At 64.6% G+C, this 14,997-nt stretch carries 13 protein-coding genes; 10 read left to right on the plus strand and 3 right to left on the minus strand.

All coding sequences use genetic code 11. The features are described 5' to 3' along the window. Positions 1-234: 234 nt before the first annotated feature. From AC1D0P_RS10715 to AC1D0P_RS10740, 6 genes are all read left to right on the plus strand, one after another. Positions 235-1,251, plus strand: coding sequence for a Bug family tripartite tricarboxylate transporter substrate binding protein (locus tag AC1D0P_RS10715; RefSeq protein ID WP_477676720.1), 1,017 nt, complete (start codon positions 235-237; stop codon positions 1,249-1,251). A gap of 11 nt (positions 1,252-1,262) precedes the next feature. After that, positions 1,263-2,543: a glucarate dehydratase family protein gene (locus AC1D0P_RS10720; protein ID WP_477676721.1), complete on the plus strand. Its 1,281-nt coding sequence runs from the start codon at positions 1,263-1,265 to the stop codon at positions 2,541-2,543. A gap of 98 nt (positions 2,544-2,641) precedes the next feature. After that, entirely contained in the window at positions 2,642-3,796 is a 1,155-nt protein-coding gene (locus AC1D0P_RS10725; protein WP_477676731.1) for an ABC transporter substrate-binding protein, read from the plus strand. A gap of 193 nt (positions 3,797-3,989) precedes the next feature. Beyond that, on the plus strand, positions 3,990-5,093 hold the full coding sequence (locus AC1D0P_RS10730) for an ABC transporter ATP-binding protein (protein WP_477676722.1): 1,104 nt from the start codon (positions 3,990-3,992) through the stop codon (positions 5,091-5,093). Position 5,094: 1 nt separating this feature from the next. Then, positions 5,095-5,985, plus strand: coding sequence for an ABC transporter permease (locus AC1D0P_RS10735; RefSeq protein WP_477676723.1), 891 nt, complete (start codon positions 5,095-5,097; stop codon positions 5,983-5,985). Continuing rightward, complete coding sequence (locus AC1D0P_RS10740; protein ID WP_477676724.1) at positions 5,982-6,851, plus strand: ABC transporter permease; 870 nt, start codon at positions 5,982-5,984, stop codon at positions 6,849-6,851. The genes AC1D0P_RS10735 and AC1D0P_RS10740 overlap by 4 nt, the downstream gene beginning before the upstream one ends. Before the next feature lie 96 nt (positions 6,852-6,947). Here AC1D0P_RS10740 and AC1D0P_RS10745 read toward each other — a convergent pair whose 3' ends face one another. Both AC1D0P_RS10745 and AC1D0P_RS10750 read right to left on the minus strand, forming a co-directional pair. Continuing rightward, positions 6,948-8,936 (minus strand): AAA family ATPase, encoded by a 1,989-nt coding sequence (locus AC1D0P_RS10745; protein ID WP_477676725.1) that lies wholly within the window; start codon positions 8,934-8,936, stop codon positions 6,948-6,950. 13 nt (positions 8,937-8,949) lie between these two features. Further along, positions 8,950-9,186: a hypothetical protein gene (locus AC1D0P_RS10750; protein ID WP_477652648.1), complete on the minus strand. Its 237-nt coding sequence runs from the start codon at positions 9,184-9,186 to the stop codon at positions 8,950-8,952. A gap of 157 nt (positions 9,187-9,343) precedes the next feature. Here AC1D0P_RS10750 and AC1D0P_RS10755 point away from each other — a divergent pair, with 157 nt between their 5' ends. Further along, entirely contained in the window at positions 9,344-9,490 is a 147-nt protein-coding gene (locus tag AC1D0P_RS10755) for a hypothetical protein (RefSeq protein ID WP_477676726.1), read from the plus strand. A gap of 35 nt (positions 9,491-9,525) precedes the next feature. On the opposite strand, the gene AC1D0P_RS10760 is transcribed toward AC1D0P_RS10755, so the two are convergent. Further along, complete coding sequence (locus AC1D0P_RS10760) at positions 9,526-10,425, minus strand: DMT family transporter (protein ID WP_477676727.1); 900 nt, start codon at positions 10,423-10,425, stop codon at positions 9,526-9,528. Positions 10,426-10,562: 137 nt separating this feature from the next. Between AC1D0P_RS10760 and AC1D0P_RS10765 the strand changes: the two genes are divergently transcribed. The 3 genes from AC1D0P_RS10765 to AC1D0P_RS10775 all read left to right on the plus strand — a co-directional run bounded on the left by AC1D0P_RS10765 (position 10,563) and on the right by AC1D0P_RS10775 (position 14,473). After that, positions 10,563-11,558, plus strand: a complete 996-nt coding sequence (locus tag AC1D0P_RS10765) for a quinone oxidoreductase family protein (protein WP_477676728.1) — start codon at positions 10,563-10,565, stop codon at positions 11,556-11,558. A gap of 83 nt (positions 11,559-11,641) precedes the next feature. After that, a complete protein-coding gene (locus tag AC1D0P_RS10770; protein ID WP_477676729.1) occupies positions 11,642-13,087 on the plus strand; it encodes a DUF1800 domain-containing protein in 1,446 nt (481 codons plus the stop codon). 18 nt (positions 13,088-13,105) lie between these two features. Then, complete coding sequence (locus tag AC1D0P_RS10775; protein WP_477676730.1) at positions 13,106-14,473, plus strand: DUF1501 domain-containing protein; 1,368 nt, start codon at positions 13,106-13,108, stop codon at positions 14,471-14,473. The last annotated feature ends 524 nt before the right edge of the window (positions 14,474-14,997 follow it).

Below are 14,997 nucleotides of genomic sequence, written 5' to 3' on the forward strand. Positions count from 1 at the left end.
CCTTTGCCCTAATATTAATTTGTTAGCGCTAACAAATTGCCTTTGCCCTAATATTAATTTGTTAGCGCTAACAAATTGGTTGAGACCACAGTAAATTGATTTCCTGTTGCCGCACGACCTTGCCGTTGGCAAATAAAAAAGGAGACAAACATGAGTCAAGTCAATATGCGCGCGCCGGAGATTTCTCAAAACCGTTGCCGGTACCGGGGCTGCGATGGCCTGACCCGGGCAGGGATGTCCAGGAAAATATTTTCCGCCGCGCTTGCGTGCGTGGCTGCGGCCGCCTGCCTGCTGGCCCTTCCGGTCCAGGCCCAGACCGACTACCCGTCGAGGGCGATCAAGCTTATCGTTCCGTTTCCGGCGGGCGGCACCAGCGATGTGATGGGACGCATGATTGCGGAAGAGCTGACCAAGGCTCTGAAGCAGCCGGTGATCGTGGAGAACCTCGGCGGCGCGGGCGGGGTCATCGGCACGGAGAAGGGCGCCAAAGCGGCGCCCGACGGCTATACGCTGATACAGACAGGTGTTGGCCAGAATGCGGTGGCGCACGGCCTCAACCCCAAGCTCGGCTACGACTCCCTCAAGGATTTCATCCACATCACGCAGGTCCATTCGGGACCCAACGTGCTGGTGGTCCATCCTTCTGCGCCCTTTAATACCTTCCAGGAACTGATCGCTTACGGGAAAGCGAATCCCGGAAAACTGAGCTATGGCTATGTGCCCGCGGCTTCGGGCCACATGGCGATGGAACTGCTCAAGCAAACCGTCGGCACCTGCTCGGGCGTCAGAAAAGAAAACTGCAAGCCCCTCTTTATGGTGGGCATTCCCTACCGGGGCGGCGGACCCATGCTGACGGATATTCTCGGCGGGCAGATCCCCTTGATGTTCATCAACCAGGACGTGGCGCTGCCGCATATCAAGGCGGGCAAGCTCCGGGCCCTGGCTGTGACCAGCTTGGCGCGCAATCCCTTGTTCCCGGACGTGCCCACCATTCATGAATCGGGTTACCCCGGTTTCTCTGCCTTGTCGTGGTCCGGCCTGTCAGTCCCCAAAGGCACGCCCAAGCCCATCGTGGAAAAAATAGAAGCCGCCGCCGTCAAGGCGATGCAGTCCCCCGCCATCCGCGCGCGGATGGAGGCCAACGGCTTTGTGGTGCCGGCCCAGGGCAGTACGGAATACACGCAGTTCGTGGCACGGGAGCTGGACCGCTGGACGCGGGTCATCAAGATCGCCGGAATCAAGGGCGAATAATGGTTGGGCGGATGAAAACTATCAAAATCAGCGCAGTCCGGATCACGCCCATCGCGTTTCGCGATGCACCGCTGCTCAACGCCAGCGGTATCCACGAACCCTGGGCGCTGCGCAGCATTGTCGAACTGGAAACTTCGGACGGGCGCCTTGGCATCTCTGAAACCTACGGCGACGAGCCCATGGTGAAAGTGCTGGAGCAGGCCCGTGCCCTGGTCCTCGGCCTGTCCCCGTTTGAGCTGAACGTCATGGAAGAGCGTGTACGCGCAGCCATCAAGCCCGGACACGCCAGCGACGGCAGCGTGCAGTTCGAGCTTGCGCCGGGCTCGCACACCGCCAAAAATGCCGACAAGGTCATCAGCGCGATGGAAGTCGCCATGCTCGACCTGCAAGGACAGATCCTGGGCATGCCCGTGTGCGACTTGCTGGGCGGTGCCGTGCGCGCGGAGGTGCCTTACAGCGCCTATCTGTTCTACAAATACGCGGAGCACGCCGGCAAACCTTATGCGCCCGACGCCTGGGGCGAAGCCGTCACGCCCGAGCAGGTTGTGAAGCAGGCGCAGCGCATGGTGAGCCTTTACGGCTTCAAGAGCATCAAGCTCAAGGGCGGCGTGTTCCCACCGGCTGAAGAAATCGCCGCCATGAAGGCGCTGTCCAGGGCCTTCCCCGGCGTGCCACTGCGGCTGGACCCGAATGCCAACTGGACGCTGGAGACCAGCATCGCCGCCGCGAAAGAACTCGACGACTTGCTGGAGTATTACGAAGACCCGGCACCCGGCCAGGAGGCCATGGCCGAGCTGGCCCGGCGCTGCCGCATGCCGCTGGCGACCAATATGTGCGTCACCACGATGGAGGAGTTCAAGCGCAATGCCTCCACGCATGCGGTAAGCATCCTGCTGTCGGACCACCATTACTGGGGCGGCCTGAGAGCCACGGCCGCACTGGCGCGCATGTGCGGCGTTTTCGGCATGGGCATGTCCATGCATTCCAACTCGCACCTGGGCATCAGCCTGATGGCCATGACGCACGCGGCCGCCGCAATTCCCAACCTGACCTATGCCTGCGACACGCATTACCCGTGGCAGGAGGAGGAGGTCATCAAGGGCGAGCGGATCCAGTTCGACCAGGGCGCCGTCAAGGTGCCGACGGCGCCCGGCCTGGGCGTCGAGCTCGACCCGGTCAAACTGGCCGAGCTGCACCGGCAATACCTGGATTGCGGCATCCGCAACCGCAACGACCTGGCGCAGATGCGCAAGTACCAGCCGGAATTTTCCGGCATCAGCCCGCGTTTTTAAGAGGACGGCAGCAGCCTCGCATTTCCGTTGACAGTTCATCGTTCGCTATTCACACCAACAATGAAGGAGACAAGATCATGATCAAGTTCGAACATTTGATGTCCCGCCTGGCCCTGGGCCTGCGGGCCGCCGGCATTCTGGCGGCGTTCGCGGCCGTTGCCGCGCATGCGCAGCCCGTGACCCTCAACGTCGTCGACGTGGCCGGCAACCTGGCGCTGACGCAGGAGGCGCTGGAAAGTTTTGCCGCGAAAAATCCCAACCTGGTTTCGCGCGTCACCTTCACCAAGGCGCCCGCGCCCGAACTTCCCGGAAAAATCAGGGCCATGCAGGCCGCGGGCCGCACCGACATCGACCTGGTGCTGACCGGCGCCGATGCGCTGGCCGCGGGTATCGCGCTCAACCTCTGGGAGCCGCTGCTGCCGGCGCACGCTGCGAAGTTTCCGAACCTGATGGACAACTACCTGCCCAGCGCCCGCAAGATGCAGGACCTGGCCAACGGCCAGGCCGTCATGGTGACCTATATGCCCGCGGGCCCGCTGCTCGAATACAACCCCGACAAGGTCAAGGCGCCGCCTAAAACCCCGGCCGAGCTGCTGGCCTGGTGCAAGGCCAATCCCAACAAGCTGATTTACGCGCGACCGGCCAACTCGGGCCCGGGCCGCACCTTCCTGATGGGCCTGCCCTACCTGCTCGGCGACAAGGATCCCAAGGACCCCATGGCCGGCTGGGACAAGACCTGGGCCTACCTGAAAGAGCTCAACAGCTGCATCGAGTACTACCCCACAGGCACCGGCGCCGTGATGAAGGAACTCGGCGAAGGCTCACGCGACATGACGGTGACGGTGACCGGCTGGGACATCAACCCGCGCGCGCTGGGCGTGGTGCCCAAGCAGTTCAAGGTGGCGGCGCTCAACGGTTTCACCTGGGTCAACGACGCGCACTACATGGCCATGCCCAAGGGCCTGCCCGCCGCCCGCCAGGCGGCCGTGATGGAGCTGATGGCCTACCTGCTCAAACCCGAGCAACAGGCGCTGACCTATGACTCCGGCTACTTCTACCCCGGCCCGGCCGTGAAAAACGTGCCGCTGACTGCGGCGCCGCAAAAGAGCCAGGACATCATCAAGGAATACGGCCGTCCCGAGTACGCGGACTGGATCGCCAAACAGCCGCACGTCCAGCCGCTGGAAGACAAGGCCATGGTCGCCGCCTTCAAGAAGTGGGATCAAGAAATCGGTTCCGGCAAGGGTAAGTAAGCGCCAGGAGCCGCACAAGGTTTTGCTCCCTCTCCCTCTGGGAGAGGGCAGGGGTGAGGGCCAGCGGCCTGTGCATGAAGCAGCGGCATTTCTATCGCCGCCAGCCCTCACCCCAACCCTCTCCCAGGGGGAGRGGGAGTCAATCGATAACCAGTAACAAACAGCCCGCAACACGGGCGCGAAGGTTTCTGACATGGTGATGCCCAACACCGCGGGACGGCCCGCGGGAAAAAACGAGTTCAGGCAGCTGCGCCTGGACGGCGTGAGCCGCAGCTTCGGCGGCGCGCACGCGCTCGAAAAACTCTCGCTGACCATAGAGCGCGGCGAATTCATCGCGCTGCTSGGSCCCTCGGGCTGCGGCAAGTCGACSGCGCTCAACTGCATGGCCGGCCTGATGCCGCTGTCGGACGGCAGCATCTGGCTGGACGAGCGGCGCATTGATACGCTGCCGCCGGAAAAACGCGGCTTCGGCATGGTGTTCCAGAACTACGCGCTGTTCCCGCACCTGTCGGTCAGCCGCAACGTGGGCTTCGGCCTGAAGATGCGCGGCGTGCCGGCGGCCGAAATCGACCAGCGCGTCGCCGCGGCCCTCGACACCGTGCAACTGCAGGCCCATGCCCACAAGCTGCCGGGCCAGCTCTCGGGCGGCCAGCAGCAGCGCGTGGCGATCGCGCGCGCCATCGTCATCGAGCCGCCGCTGATCCTGATGGACGAGCCGCTGTCCAACCTGGACGCCAAGCTGCGCATTGAAATGCGTTCCGAGATCCGCCGCATCCACCGCGCCCAGGGCTGCTCCACCGTCTACGTGACGCACGACCAGGACGAAGCCCTGGCCATGGCCGACCGCATCGTGGTCATGAAGCTGGGTGTGGTACAGCAGATCGGCACGCCGCAAGAGGTGTTCGCGCGGCCGGCCACGCTGGACATCGCCCGCTTCATGGGCTACCGCAATGTGCTGCCGGTTCGGGTGGCTTCCGCCAACGGCGCGGGGCTCAGCCTTGAAGGCCCGGGCGGCGTGCAACTGGTAGGCACCGCCATGCACACGCTGCAGCCCGGTCCGGCCATGGCCGCGATGGCGGCGATAAGGCCCGATGAATTGCTGATAGGCGACGGCCCGCAGGCTTTTCCCGGCGTGGTGGAAACCGCCGAATACGGTGGCCGCGAATGGCTGTTGCAGGTCAGGACCTCGTTTGACGATTTGCTCTACGTGCGCTCCTCGCGCGTCGTCGCGCCCGGCGACCAGGTCATGCTCTCGGCCCCGGCCGAGCGCGTGCTGGTTTACGCAGGGGAAAGCTGAGATGAGCGCGATGACCCTGCCGCCGCCGCAAGGCGCCGCGCGGCGCCCGCCTTTCGACCCGGCCGTCATGCTGGTGGCGCCCGCCGCCGCGCTGATGGTGATGTTTTTCGTCTACCCCTTTGCCTACGGCCTGCTGCTGTCCTTCCAGCCGCAGCAGGGCGGGGTGTTTGAGAACTACATCCATTTCTTCCAGACGCAGGATTTGTGGCGGACCATAGGCAACACCATGCAGCTGGCGTTGCCGGCCACACTGATCAACATCGCCTGCGCATTGGGCATTGCCTACGCCACGCGCGCCAAGGGCCCTTACCAGCGTTTTCTGTCCACCCTGCTGGTGGTGCCGTTGACCCTGGGCACGGTGCTGATCGCCGAAGGCATGCTGACCTACTTCGGCCCGCAGGGCTGGCTGGCGCAAACCTTGCGCTGGCTGCATCTGTATGAGGGCTCGATACGCCTCACGCACAACTACTGGGGCGTGCTGATCTCGTTGATCATCACCGGCTTTCCGTTTGCCTACCTGCTGATCCTGTCCTACATCACCGGCATAGACCCGGCGCTGCCGCACGCCGCGGCCACGCTGGGGGCAGACGGCTGGAACCGCTTTCGCCACATCTATTTGCCGCTGCTCACACCGGGCCTGGTCATGGCCTTCTGCCTGTGTTTTGTGCAGGCCTTCTCGGTCTTTCCTTCGGCGGTGCTGCTGGGCTCGCCGGCCGGCACCACGCGTGTGATCGCGATTGCCGCCTATGAAGCGGCCTTTGAGCAGTACGACTATTCGCTGGCCTCGGCCGTCGCCATGATCATGGGCCTGGTCCAGCTGGCCATCGTGGTCGCGGCGCTGGGCCTGCGCTCGCTGTTCTACCGCGGCCCGGTGGCGGGAGGCAAGGGATGAGCGCGAGCAACACGCAACAGATGCACGAGAAAGACCCGCTGCGCGACCGCGCCTGGCGCGCGCTGGTCTGGGGGTTGATCGCCTTCTTCCTGGTCAACGTCGGCATGATGATCCTGGCGGTGGGCACCAACTCGGTCGCCACGCGCTGGCTGGGCACCTGGCTGCCCGAGGCCTACACCCTCGGCTGGTACGTCTCGGCCTGGAAGGAATTCCAGCTCGGCCATGTGCTGGTGGTCACGGTAGTGGTGGTGTTCTCGGTGGTGTTTCTGTCGCTGCTGATCGGCGTGCCCGCCGCCTACACGCTGGCGCGCAAGGACTTTCGCGGCAAGAAGCTGCTCACGCTGCTGTTCCTGCTGCCGCTCATGGTGCCGCCGATCACCTACGGCATTCCGCTGGCCACGGTGATGTACCAGCTGCACCTGGCCGGCACCTTGCCGGGCGTGATCATCGCCAACATGATCCCGGCCTTGCCTTTTGTGATCCTGGTGATGACGCCCTTCGTCGAGCAGGTGGACACCAACATCGAATCGGCCGCGCGCGTCTTCGGCGCCAACACGCGGCAGATGTTTCTCTACACCCTGGTGCCCTTGCTGGCCCCCGGCGTGCTGGCGGCGGGCCTGCTGGTGCTGGTGCGCACGGTGGCGATGTTCGAGCTGACCTTCCTGGTGGCCGGCCCCGACACCCAGACGCTGGTCGTCGCGCTGTATTACGCGGTGTTCGCCGCGGGCGTGCGCGCCGGGCAGTCGGTGGACGCCATGGCCATGATCTATATGGCGATCACCGTGCTGTGGTTGCTGATTGCCTTGCGTTTCGTCAACCCCACGCAGCTGGTCAGCCGCGTGAAGGAGCATCCGGGCAAGGCTTGATTCGCTGAATAGACGCCTGCAAAGATTTCCGTTGGTGGAAATTGGGCACGGAGGGCAGCATGGGCTGCCCACCGTGCTTTTTTTTGCCCAGAGGGATCATTCCAGCGATGGCTCCAGCGACGCCGCCGTACCACTGACCCGCTGCATCAGCCCGTGCTGCAGGCTGAACACCTGGAGCTGCTCGGCATAAGGCATGAGCATCTTTTCTTCCGTCGCGATGCCCACACCCAGCAGGCCGGCCATTTTTTCCTTGCTGACCTGGCCCTGCGCCAGCAGTTCGTCCACGATGCGCAGCAGCAGGGCCGAATCGGCCTTGAGCAGCGCCTGCGCGCGTGCATAGGCCTGCGCCAGCAGGGCCTCGATCTCGGCGTTGGTCGGTGCGACGTCCGTGTTGAGGTTTTCATCGGTGCTGTCGGTCACGTCGGTGCGGCTCAGCCGGTTGCCGAAGCCGAAGTGGCGCACAAAGCGGGCGGCCAGGGCGGTGGCGTTCTTGAAGTCGCTTTCGCTGCCGGTGGTGCTGGCGTCCTCGCCGAACACCAGGGTTTCGGCGGCGCGGCCCGCCAGGCCCACGCAGAGGCGGTCCAGGCAGCTTTGCCGGGACTCGGCTTTCAGGCGCACATAGCTGTTGTAGCCGCCCTCGAAAGAGGCCACGTTGATCTTCACCTCCTGCGGCGCGTGGCCGAACAGCCGGCCGTAGGCCAGGCCGTGGCCGGCCTCGTGCACGGCCAGCAGGGCGCGGAAGTCCGGGCTGGCGCGCTGCTTGAGCTGGTTCAGGTCCAGCGGCACGGGGTAGGCAATGCCGGGGCTGCCGTCCCGGCCGAGGCTGATGCGCAGCGACTGTGTGGCCGTGTCCAGGCTGACCTGCAGCGTCGCGCCGTCCGGCACGCCATGCTCGAAAGCCCACAGCACGGCATTGACCAGCGGCGCGCTCAGGATGGCATGGATGGACGAGAACAGCGGGCGTGTGCCCTGGGCCGGGAAAACCGCGTTGGCATAAATGCCCTGGTACACCGACTCGTGCAGCTCAAACGACAGCCCCGAACTGGCCTGCATTTCGCCGGCATAGCGCGCGCAGGTGCTGCGGATCAGCCGCTCGTAGGTGGCCTGGCTCAGCGAGGGGTAGATCACGTGGTTGTTGCCAAGCCTGGCGATCTGCTCGGGCTTGAAGCGCTCTCCCAGTGCCTTCTTGACGTCGATCACCGACAGCTTCTTCGTCAGTTCGTGGAAGATGTCGGCGTCGGTGTCGCAGTCCTCCACGCGGCTGGCCGTGCCCTCGTACATCTCGTCGAGGTTGCCCGAGACGATGATGAGCAGGCGGCTGTAATCCGTCTCCCAGGAGTCGGTTGAGGTCTTGAACGCCAGCATGCGCTCCTGCAGCTGCTGGGGCGTCCAGGTCATCACCTCCTGCAGCGGCTCCTTGAGCTTCAGGCTTTGCCGGAATTCCTGCGCCTGGTAGGGCGAGAGGGCGAACTTCAGTTTTTTGGGAACGGTGCCGTCCGCGGCGGGCTTGGCCTCCACCTTCTCCTCGCGCTCATGGTCGTACAGCGAGAAAGCCAGCGACGATTCGAGCTCCTGCAGGAAAGACAGCGAGGGCGGCAGGCGCCCGTCGGACAGCAGCTGCCAGACGTCCTGGTAGCGCTTGACGGCGGCGTCCTTGCCTTTTTCGTCGACGGTGCGAAAGCGCTGGAACTCGTCGAGCACCAGCATGCCGGGCTCGCTTTCGGCGATGCCCGATTCGGCCAGCATGGCGCTGAGGGAATCGGCACTGCGCCAGCTGCTGCCGTGGCTGAAGCCGTCCATCTGCACTTCGACGAAGCGGTCGTAAAAGCCCAGCTTCTGTGCCAGGCGGCGCGTGAGCTGCGTCTTGCCGGTGCCGGTCAGGCCCCAGAGGCAGACGATCACCGGGCGGCGAATGATGTGCGGCAGCACATACCAGGCGCGGATCGATTCGATCACCCGGTCGATGATGTCGTCGATGCCGAACAGCTCGGTCTTCAGTTCGTCGGCAACCAGTGCCAGGTGGGCGCTGCGCTCGCGCATGAGTTCGGGCGGCACGCGGGCTGCGGCCACCGTCTCGGTTGTCATATCGTTCTTCATGTCAGTCAATCAATTTCTTAAGGGCCTTGTGCAGGGCCACGGTTTCAGCACGGCGGTTGGCGCCGGTGCTGCGAATATGTTTTCCCGCGCCGGACGTGATGGCACGCTGGGCGAGGGCCCGCACCACCGGGTTGCGCGGGGCGGGCAGTTGCAATGTCAAGGCAAGCGGCTGCTTCATGCGCCGCAAATGCTTGACCTTGCCGTCGGCGAAGTCACGGGAAAAAGTTTTGGCACTCATGTGCACGCTCCAGAAAGCAAAAAACCCCGGCGAAAAAATCAGCCTGGGGTTCGCGGAGCGCGCTTCACACGTGAAGGCACGGCACCGACTGCCCGCAGGGCTGGGTATGGTTGGCACCACATCCAGCCGGGGGCAGTGGAGGGTGCGTCAGGTGTGAGTGAACAAAGTCATGGTGTTTAAGGGCTTCGAGGGTTGGCTGCACAAGGTTATTCGTTGTGCAACGGCTCAAAGCAAGGAACGGATTCTGAAGAGCCCGCGCGGGCTTGGCAAGTTTTATGCGACGGTTTTTCGCAATGTGTTGTGAAAATCAAACCACTGCGATGATGTCTGCAGTTCGCCTCAGCGCCGCGACGACACCACAATCCCGCCCACGATCAGCACAAATGCCAATGCGTGGTAAAGATGCGGCAGCTCGCCGAGAAAGGCCGCCGAAAGCAGGGCGGCGAACAGCGGCGTGAGGTTGGAAAAGAAGCCCGCGATGGCCGGCCCGACGCGCTGCACGCCCATGCCCCAGCAGCGGTAGGCGATCACCGCGGGCCCGACGGCCACATAGGCCAGGGCCGCGGCCAGCGGCCAGCCCCATCGGATGTGCGCGTCGGTCACGGCCCATTCGCCGGCCGCGAAAGCGCCCGACCAGGCCAGACCGAAGACGATTTGCGCCAGCAGGAAGGCCGCCCAGTCACTGCGGATCTCCGCGGGCTCTTTCGGCTGCGACAGCAGCCAGCTGTAAAACGCCCAGGCCAGCGTGGCCAGCAGCACATAGAGGTCGCCGGGCACCAGCTGCACCTGCATCAAGAGCTCCCACTGGCCGCGCGAGAGCACCACCAGCACGCCGGCAATCGACAGCACGGCGCCGGCGACCTGGCGCCGCGACACGGCCTGGCCGAAGCACAAGGCACCGACCACCAGCATCCAGATCGGCACGCTGGAAGCCACCAGCGTGACGTTGAGCGGGGTCGAGGTTTTGAGCGCCAGGTATTGCAGCGCGTTGTAGCAGCCCACGCCCAGCAGGCCCAGCACCGCGAAGCGCTTCCAGTGGGGCCACAGGCTGCTGGCGGGTTTGAGGAGGCGCCATGCCAGCGGCAGGAGGATCACAAAGGCCAGGGCCCAGCGCAGGAAATTGAGCGTCATGGGCGGCACCAGGCCGGTGACGAGGCGGCCGACCACGGCATTGCCGGCCCAGAGCATCGGAGGGATCACCAGCAACGATGCGGTGGCGGGCGTCAGGCGTTGGGTCATGCGGGGACTTTACCAAGCGATGCAGTTTTGCTTGCGAGGCCTTGGCTTTAACCCTCTGCGGCTTGTTCCGATTCATGGCACCATGGCGGCCACGCTTTTCGCTTTTGTTTTATCTCCCCTCTGCAAGGAACACCCCCATGGCCTCCTATCCCTCCAAAGCCGTACACATCAACCAGCACGGCGGCCCCGAAGAACTCACGCTGGTGAACGTGACGGTGGGCGAGCCCGGCCCGGGCGAAATACGCATACGCCACAAGGCCGTGGGCCTGAACTACATCGACGTCTACCAGCGCAGCGGCGTCTATCCTTTTGCCATGCCGCTGCAGCTCGGCATGGAAGCCTCGGGTGTCGTCGAGGCTGTGGGCGAAGGCGTCACCCACCTCAAGGCCGGCGACCGCGCGGCTTATGCCAGCCAGCCGCCCGGCAGCTATTGCGAACTGCGCGTGATGCCCGCCAAATGCGTGTGCAAGCTGCCCGACGCGATCTCGTTCGAGACCGGTGCGGCCATGATGCTCAAGGGCCTGACCACGCAATACCTGCTGCGCCGCACGCAGCCGCAGGGCGGCCTGCAGGCCGGCGACTATGTGCTGTTCCATGCGGCGGCCGGCGGTGTGGGCCTGATCGCCTGCCAGTGGGCGAAGGCCATGGGCCTGCAGCTGATAGGAACAGCCGGTTCCGATGAGAAATGCGCGCTGGCCCTGTCGCAGGGCGCGGCCTTCGCGATCAACTATGCCAAGGAAGACTTCGTGGCCCGCGTCAAGGAGATCACCGGCGGCAAGGGCGTGAAGGTGGTGTACGACTCGGTCGGCAAGGACACCTTCCTCAAGTCGCTGGACTGCCTGCGCCCCTTCGGCCTGCTGGCCAACTTCGGCAATGCCTCGGGCAAGACGCCGCCGCTGGACATCGGCCTGCTGGCCGCCAAGGGATCGCTGTACGTGTCCAGGCCCACCTTGTTCACCCACATCGCGACCCGCGAGGTCACGCAGGAAATGGCCGACGACCTTTTCGCCATGGTGACCAGCGGCAAGGTCAACATCCCGATCGACCAGCGCTTTGCCCTGGCCGACGTGGCCGAAGCACATCGCGCGCTGGAAGCCCGCAAGACCACGGGTTGCACCATCCTGACGCTGTAAGCGGAAAAAAACTGTGTAAAGCCGGAGGCCGCGTTCAACGCAAGCTGCGGTGCATGCGTTACAAGGAGTCGCAGGAGAAAAACATGCCCACAGCGACGATCACCCAGGCCGGCCTGTTCGCGGCCTTGCTGGCTGCCCTGGCCGCCCCCGCGGCRCAGGCCGAGGGACAGCTTGAAGCCGCACCCCCGACGGCCAGGATGGCCGACACCTGGCGCGCCGCCTCGCGGCTGGGCTATGCGCCCACGCCGGATTCGGCGCAGGCCGCGGCGGCCTCGCCCCGCGCCTGGGCGTTGCGGCAGCTGGACGCGGCCTATGCCGCGAGCAGACGCCCGCCAACGCTTCCCGCCGAACTCGCCGGCATCAACGCACCGCTCAATGACATCGCGCGCAGTTTCCGGGCTGAGCAAGAGGCGCGCAGGACCGCGCGCGAAAAAACCGCCAAGCCCGGTATGGCCGCCGCGGCGGGCGCGGGGGATGAAAAATTCAGCCGCGAGATGGCCCAGGACGCCGCCGCCTGGCGCCTGATGTCCTGCAGCGACCCGGCACTCGAAAATCCGCTGCTGGCGCGCATGACCGAGTTCTGGTTCAACCATCTCAACGTGTTTGTCGGCAAGGGCCCGGTGCGCCCCTTTGTCGGCCATTACGAGATCAACGCGATACGCGCCAATGCCCTGGGCCGCTTTGAAGACCTGCTGCTGGCCAGCGCCAAACACCCGGCCATGCTCTTCTACCTGGACCAGGCGCAGAGCAACAGCCGCGGCCTTAACGAAAACTATGCACGTGAACTGATGGAGCTGCATACCCTGGGCGTGAACAGCGGCTACACACAGAAGGACGTGCGTGAACTGGCGCGCATCCTGACCGGTTGGACAGTCAACCTCAAGGACGGCGAGGGCTTCCGTTTTGCCGAGCGCCTGCACGACAAGGAAGGCAAGGTCCTGCTGGGCCGCACCTTCGGCAACGAGAGCGTGGCCGAGGGCGAAGAGGCCATACGCTACCTGGCGCGCCGGCCCGAGACCGCGCGGCGCGTTTCCACTCGGCTGGCGAGTTTTTTTGTCGCCGACAAACCCCCGGCCGCGCTGGTCGACAAATTGGCCGCCACTTTCACGGACACACAGGGCGACATCCGCGTGGTGATGCGCGCCCTGATCGAGTCGCCGGAATTCTGGGCCAAAGACAAGCAGCTGTTCAAGACGCCGCTGGACTTCGCGTGCTCGGCGCTCACCGCCGCCGGCGGCGTGAAGGAGCGCCGCGACATTGTTCAAACTCTGGGTTTTCTCGCGCAGGCCGGCCAGCCCATGCACGGCTGGCAGACGCCCGACGGCTACAAGACCGACGCGAACACCTGGCTCGCGCCCGAAGCGCTCACGCGGCGTGCCGACTACGCCATGGGCCTGGGCCCGCGCATGGCCGAGCCGGCTTACCTCAATGCTTTTTTCAGCGTGGCGACGCGCGAGCGCATCGCGCAGGAGCCCGCGAAAATGCGCACCGGCCTGATGCTGGCAAGCCCTGATTTCATGCGCAAATAAACCGGCAGCGGAGACTCCATGAGTTCAAACCATTCTTCATCGCCCGACTTGCTGCAGCGCCGCGGCCTGCTTGGTATGGGCGCCTTGTCCGCCTTGTCGCTGGCCGTGCCCGGCGTGTGGGCGCAAGCCGTGCCCGTGCCAGGGAACCTGAACAACGGGCGCCTTATCGTCGTCTTTCTGCGCGGCGCTTATGACGGCCTGTCGGCCTTTGTGCCTTATGCCGACAAGGACTACTACGCCCTGCGTCCCAGCATCGCGATTGCGGCGCCCGACGGCACAGCGCAGACCGCCATCAAGCTCGACAAGACCTTTGCCTTGCACCCCGCACTGGCCCCGCTGCTGCCGCTGTGGAAGCAGGGCGTGTTGGGCTTTGTACCCGCGGCCGGCCTGCCTGCGCCGAACCGTTCGCACTTCGACGCGCAGTACCAGATGGAAATCGCGCAAGGCGGCAAGACCAGCAGCGCGCCCGGCTGGCTCAACACCACGGCGGGTGTTGGCAAAAGCGCCGCTCCGGGTGCGGTCGCATTGGGCGTGGGCGAGGCCAACCCCGCCATCCTGGCAGGCCAGGCCGCTGCCGTCAGGCTGATCCCGCGCGGCCAGTCGGCCGAACGCACCGGCGTGCTGGCCAACGACAAGACCCGCCAGGCGCTGATGGATTTGTACGCCGGCGACGACAAGCTCAGCGAGGCCTTTCGCCAGGGCGCGGGCAGCCGCATGCAGAGCGCGCAGGAGCTCACCGAGCAAAGAACCGCCAGGGCCGAAAAGATGGCGCAGGACGCCAAACGCATGGCCGACAGAAACCTGGACCGCGACGGCACGCCCGCCAACCTGCAGGCCCTCAATGCCCAGATGCTGGCGGCCAGCAACGGCGCGGCCGACCCGGTGGGCCTGCAGCTAGACGCGCAGCACCTCGGCACCTTGATGCGCAACGACCGCAAACTTCGCCTGGGCTTTTTGTCAGCCGGCGGCTGGGACACCCACGCCAACCAGGGCGCGGCCACCGGCCAGCTGGCCAACAACCTGGGCAACCTGGCACGCGGCATCGCGCAGCTGCGGCAGGATTTTTCCGAACCCGGTGACGTGGTCGTGGTGATGAGCGAGTTTGGCCGCACCAGTGCGGAGAACGGCACGCGTGGTACCGACCACGGGTTTGGGAATGCGATGTGGCTTATGGGGAGTCGGGTTGCTGGTGGGCGGTGGCATGGGCAATGGAGTGGTCTTTCGCAGCTTAATGAAGGCCGCGACCTTCCTGCTCATCATGACTATCGGGCGGTGCTTGCCCAAGTCCTGCGCGGGACTTTTGCGTTTGGGGATTCGCAGATGGGGGATGTGTTGCCCGGGGCTAAGTGGGACAAGCGGCTTGACGGCCTGTTCAATAAAGCCTGATTGACAGTGGTTCTTGCTTCGGCGGTGTGCTCTCCTCTGAGGGTTGCTGGCCGGGGGTAGCCCGGCGGCTACTCACTTTTAGCGAAACCCGCAAAGCGRGTTTTCTTTTGTTCGCCAAAAGGCGCGCTACGCGCGCGGGGTTTGCTCACTTCGCGAAGCGAAGTTACGCAAACACCAAAAGTAAGCAAAAGAAAAGGCGACCCTGGTTGCTGCGTCCCTKCGCTKCGCTACGGGCAACCTGCGGTGCTCGGTCCAGACGGGGTCTCGCTAAACTCGCTTCGCTCAAACAACGCGATCCCTGATCCGTCTGGMCCTSCGCTCCTCGGCGCATCCACAAGGGGTGGGGAAGGAAAACCAAATCCAAATACTGAAAGCCACAAGGACTCGCCTTGGCGAGTCCTTGTTTGTATTTGTCTTCTTGGTTTCTTGGTATTTCTGTCTTCTTTCCCCGCTCYCGMTTGCCCCGTCCTGGCTGGGCCGAGGAGCGCAGACGTAGGCGGATCAGGGATCGCGCTTGTCTGAGC

The sequence above is a fragment of the Polaromonas sp. P1_G2 genome, assembly GCF_056405515.1.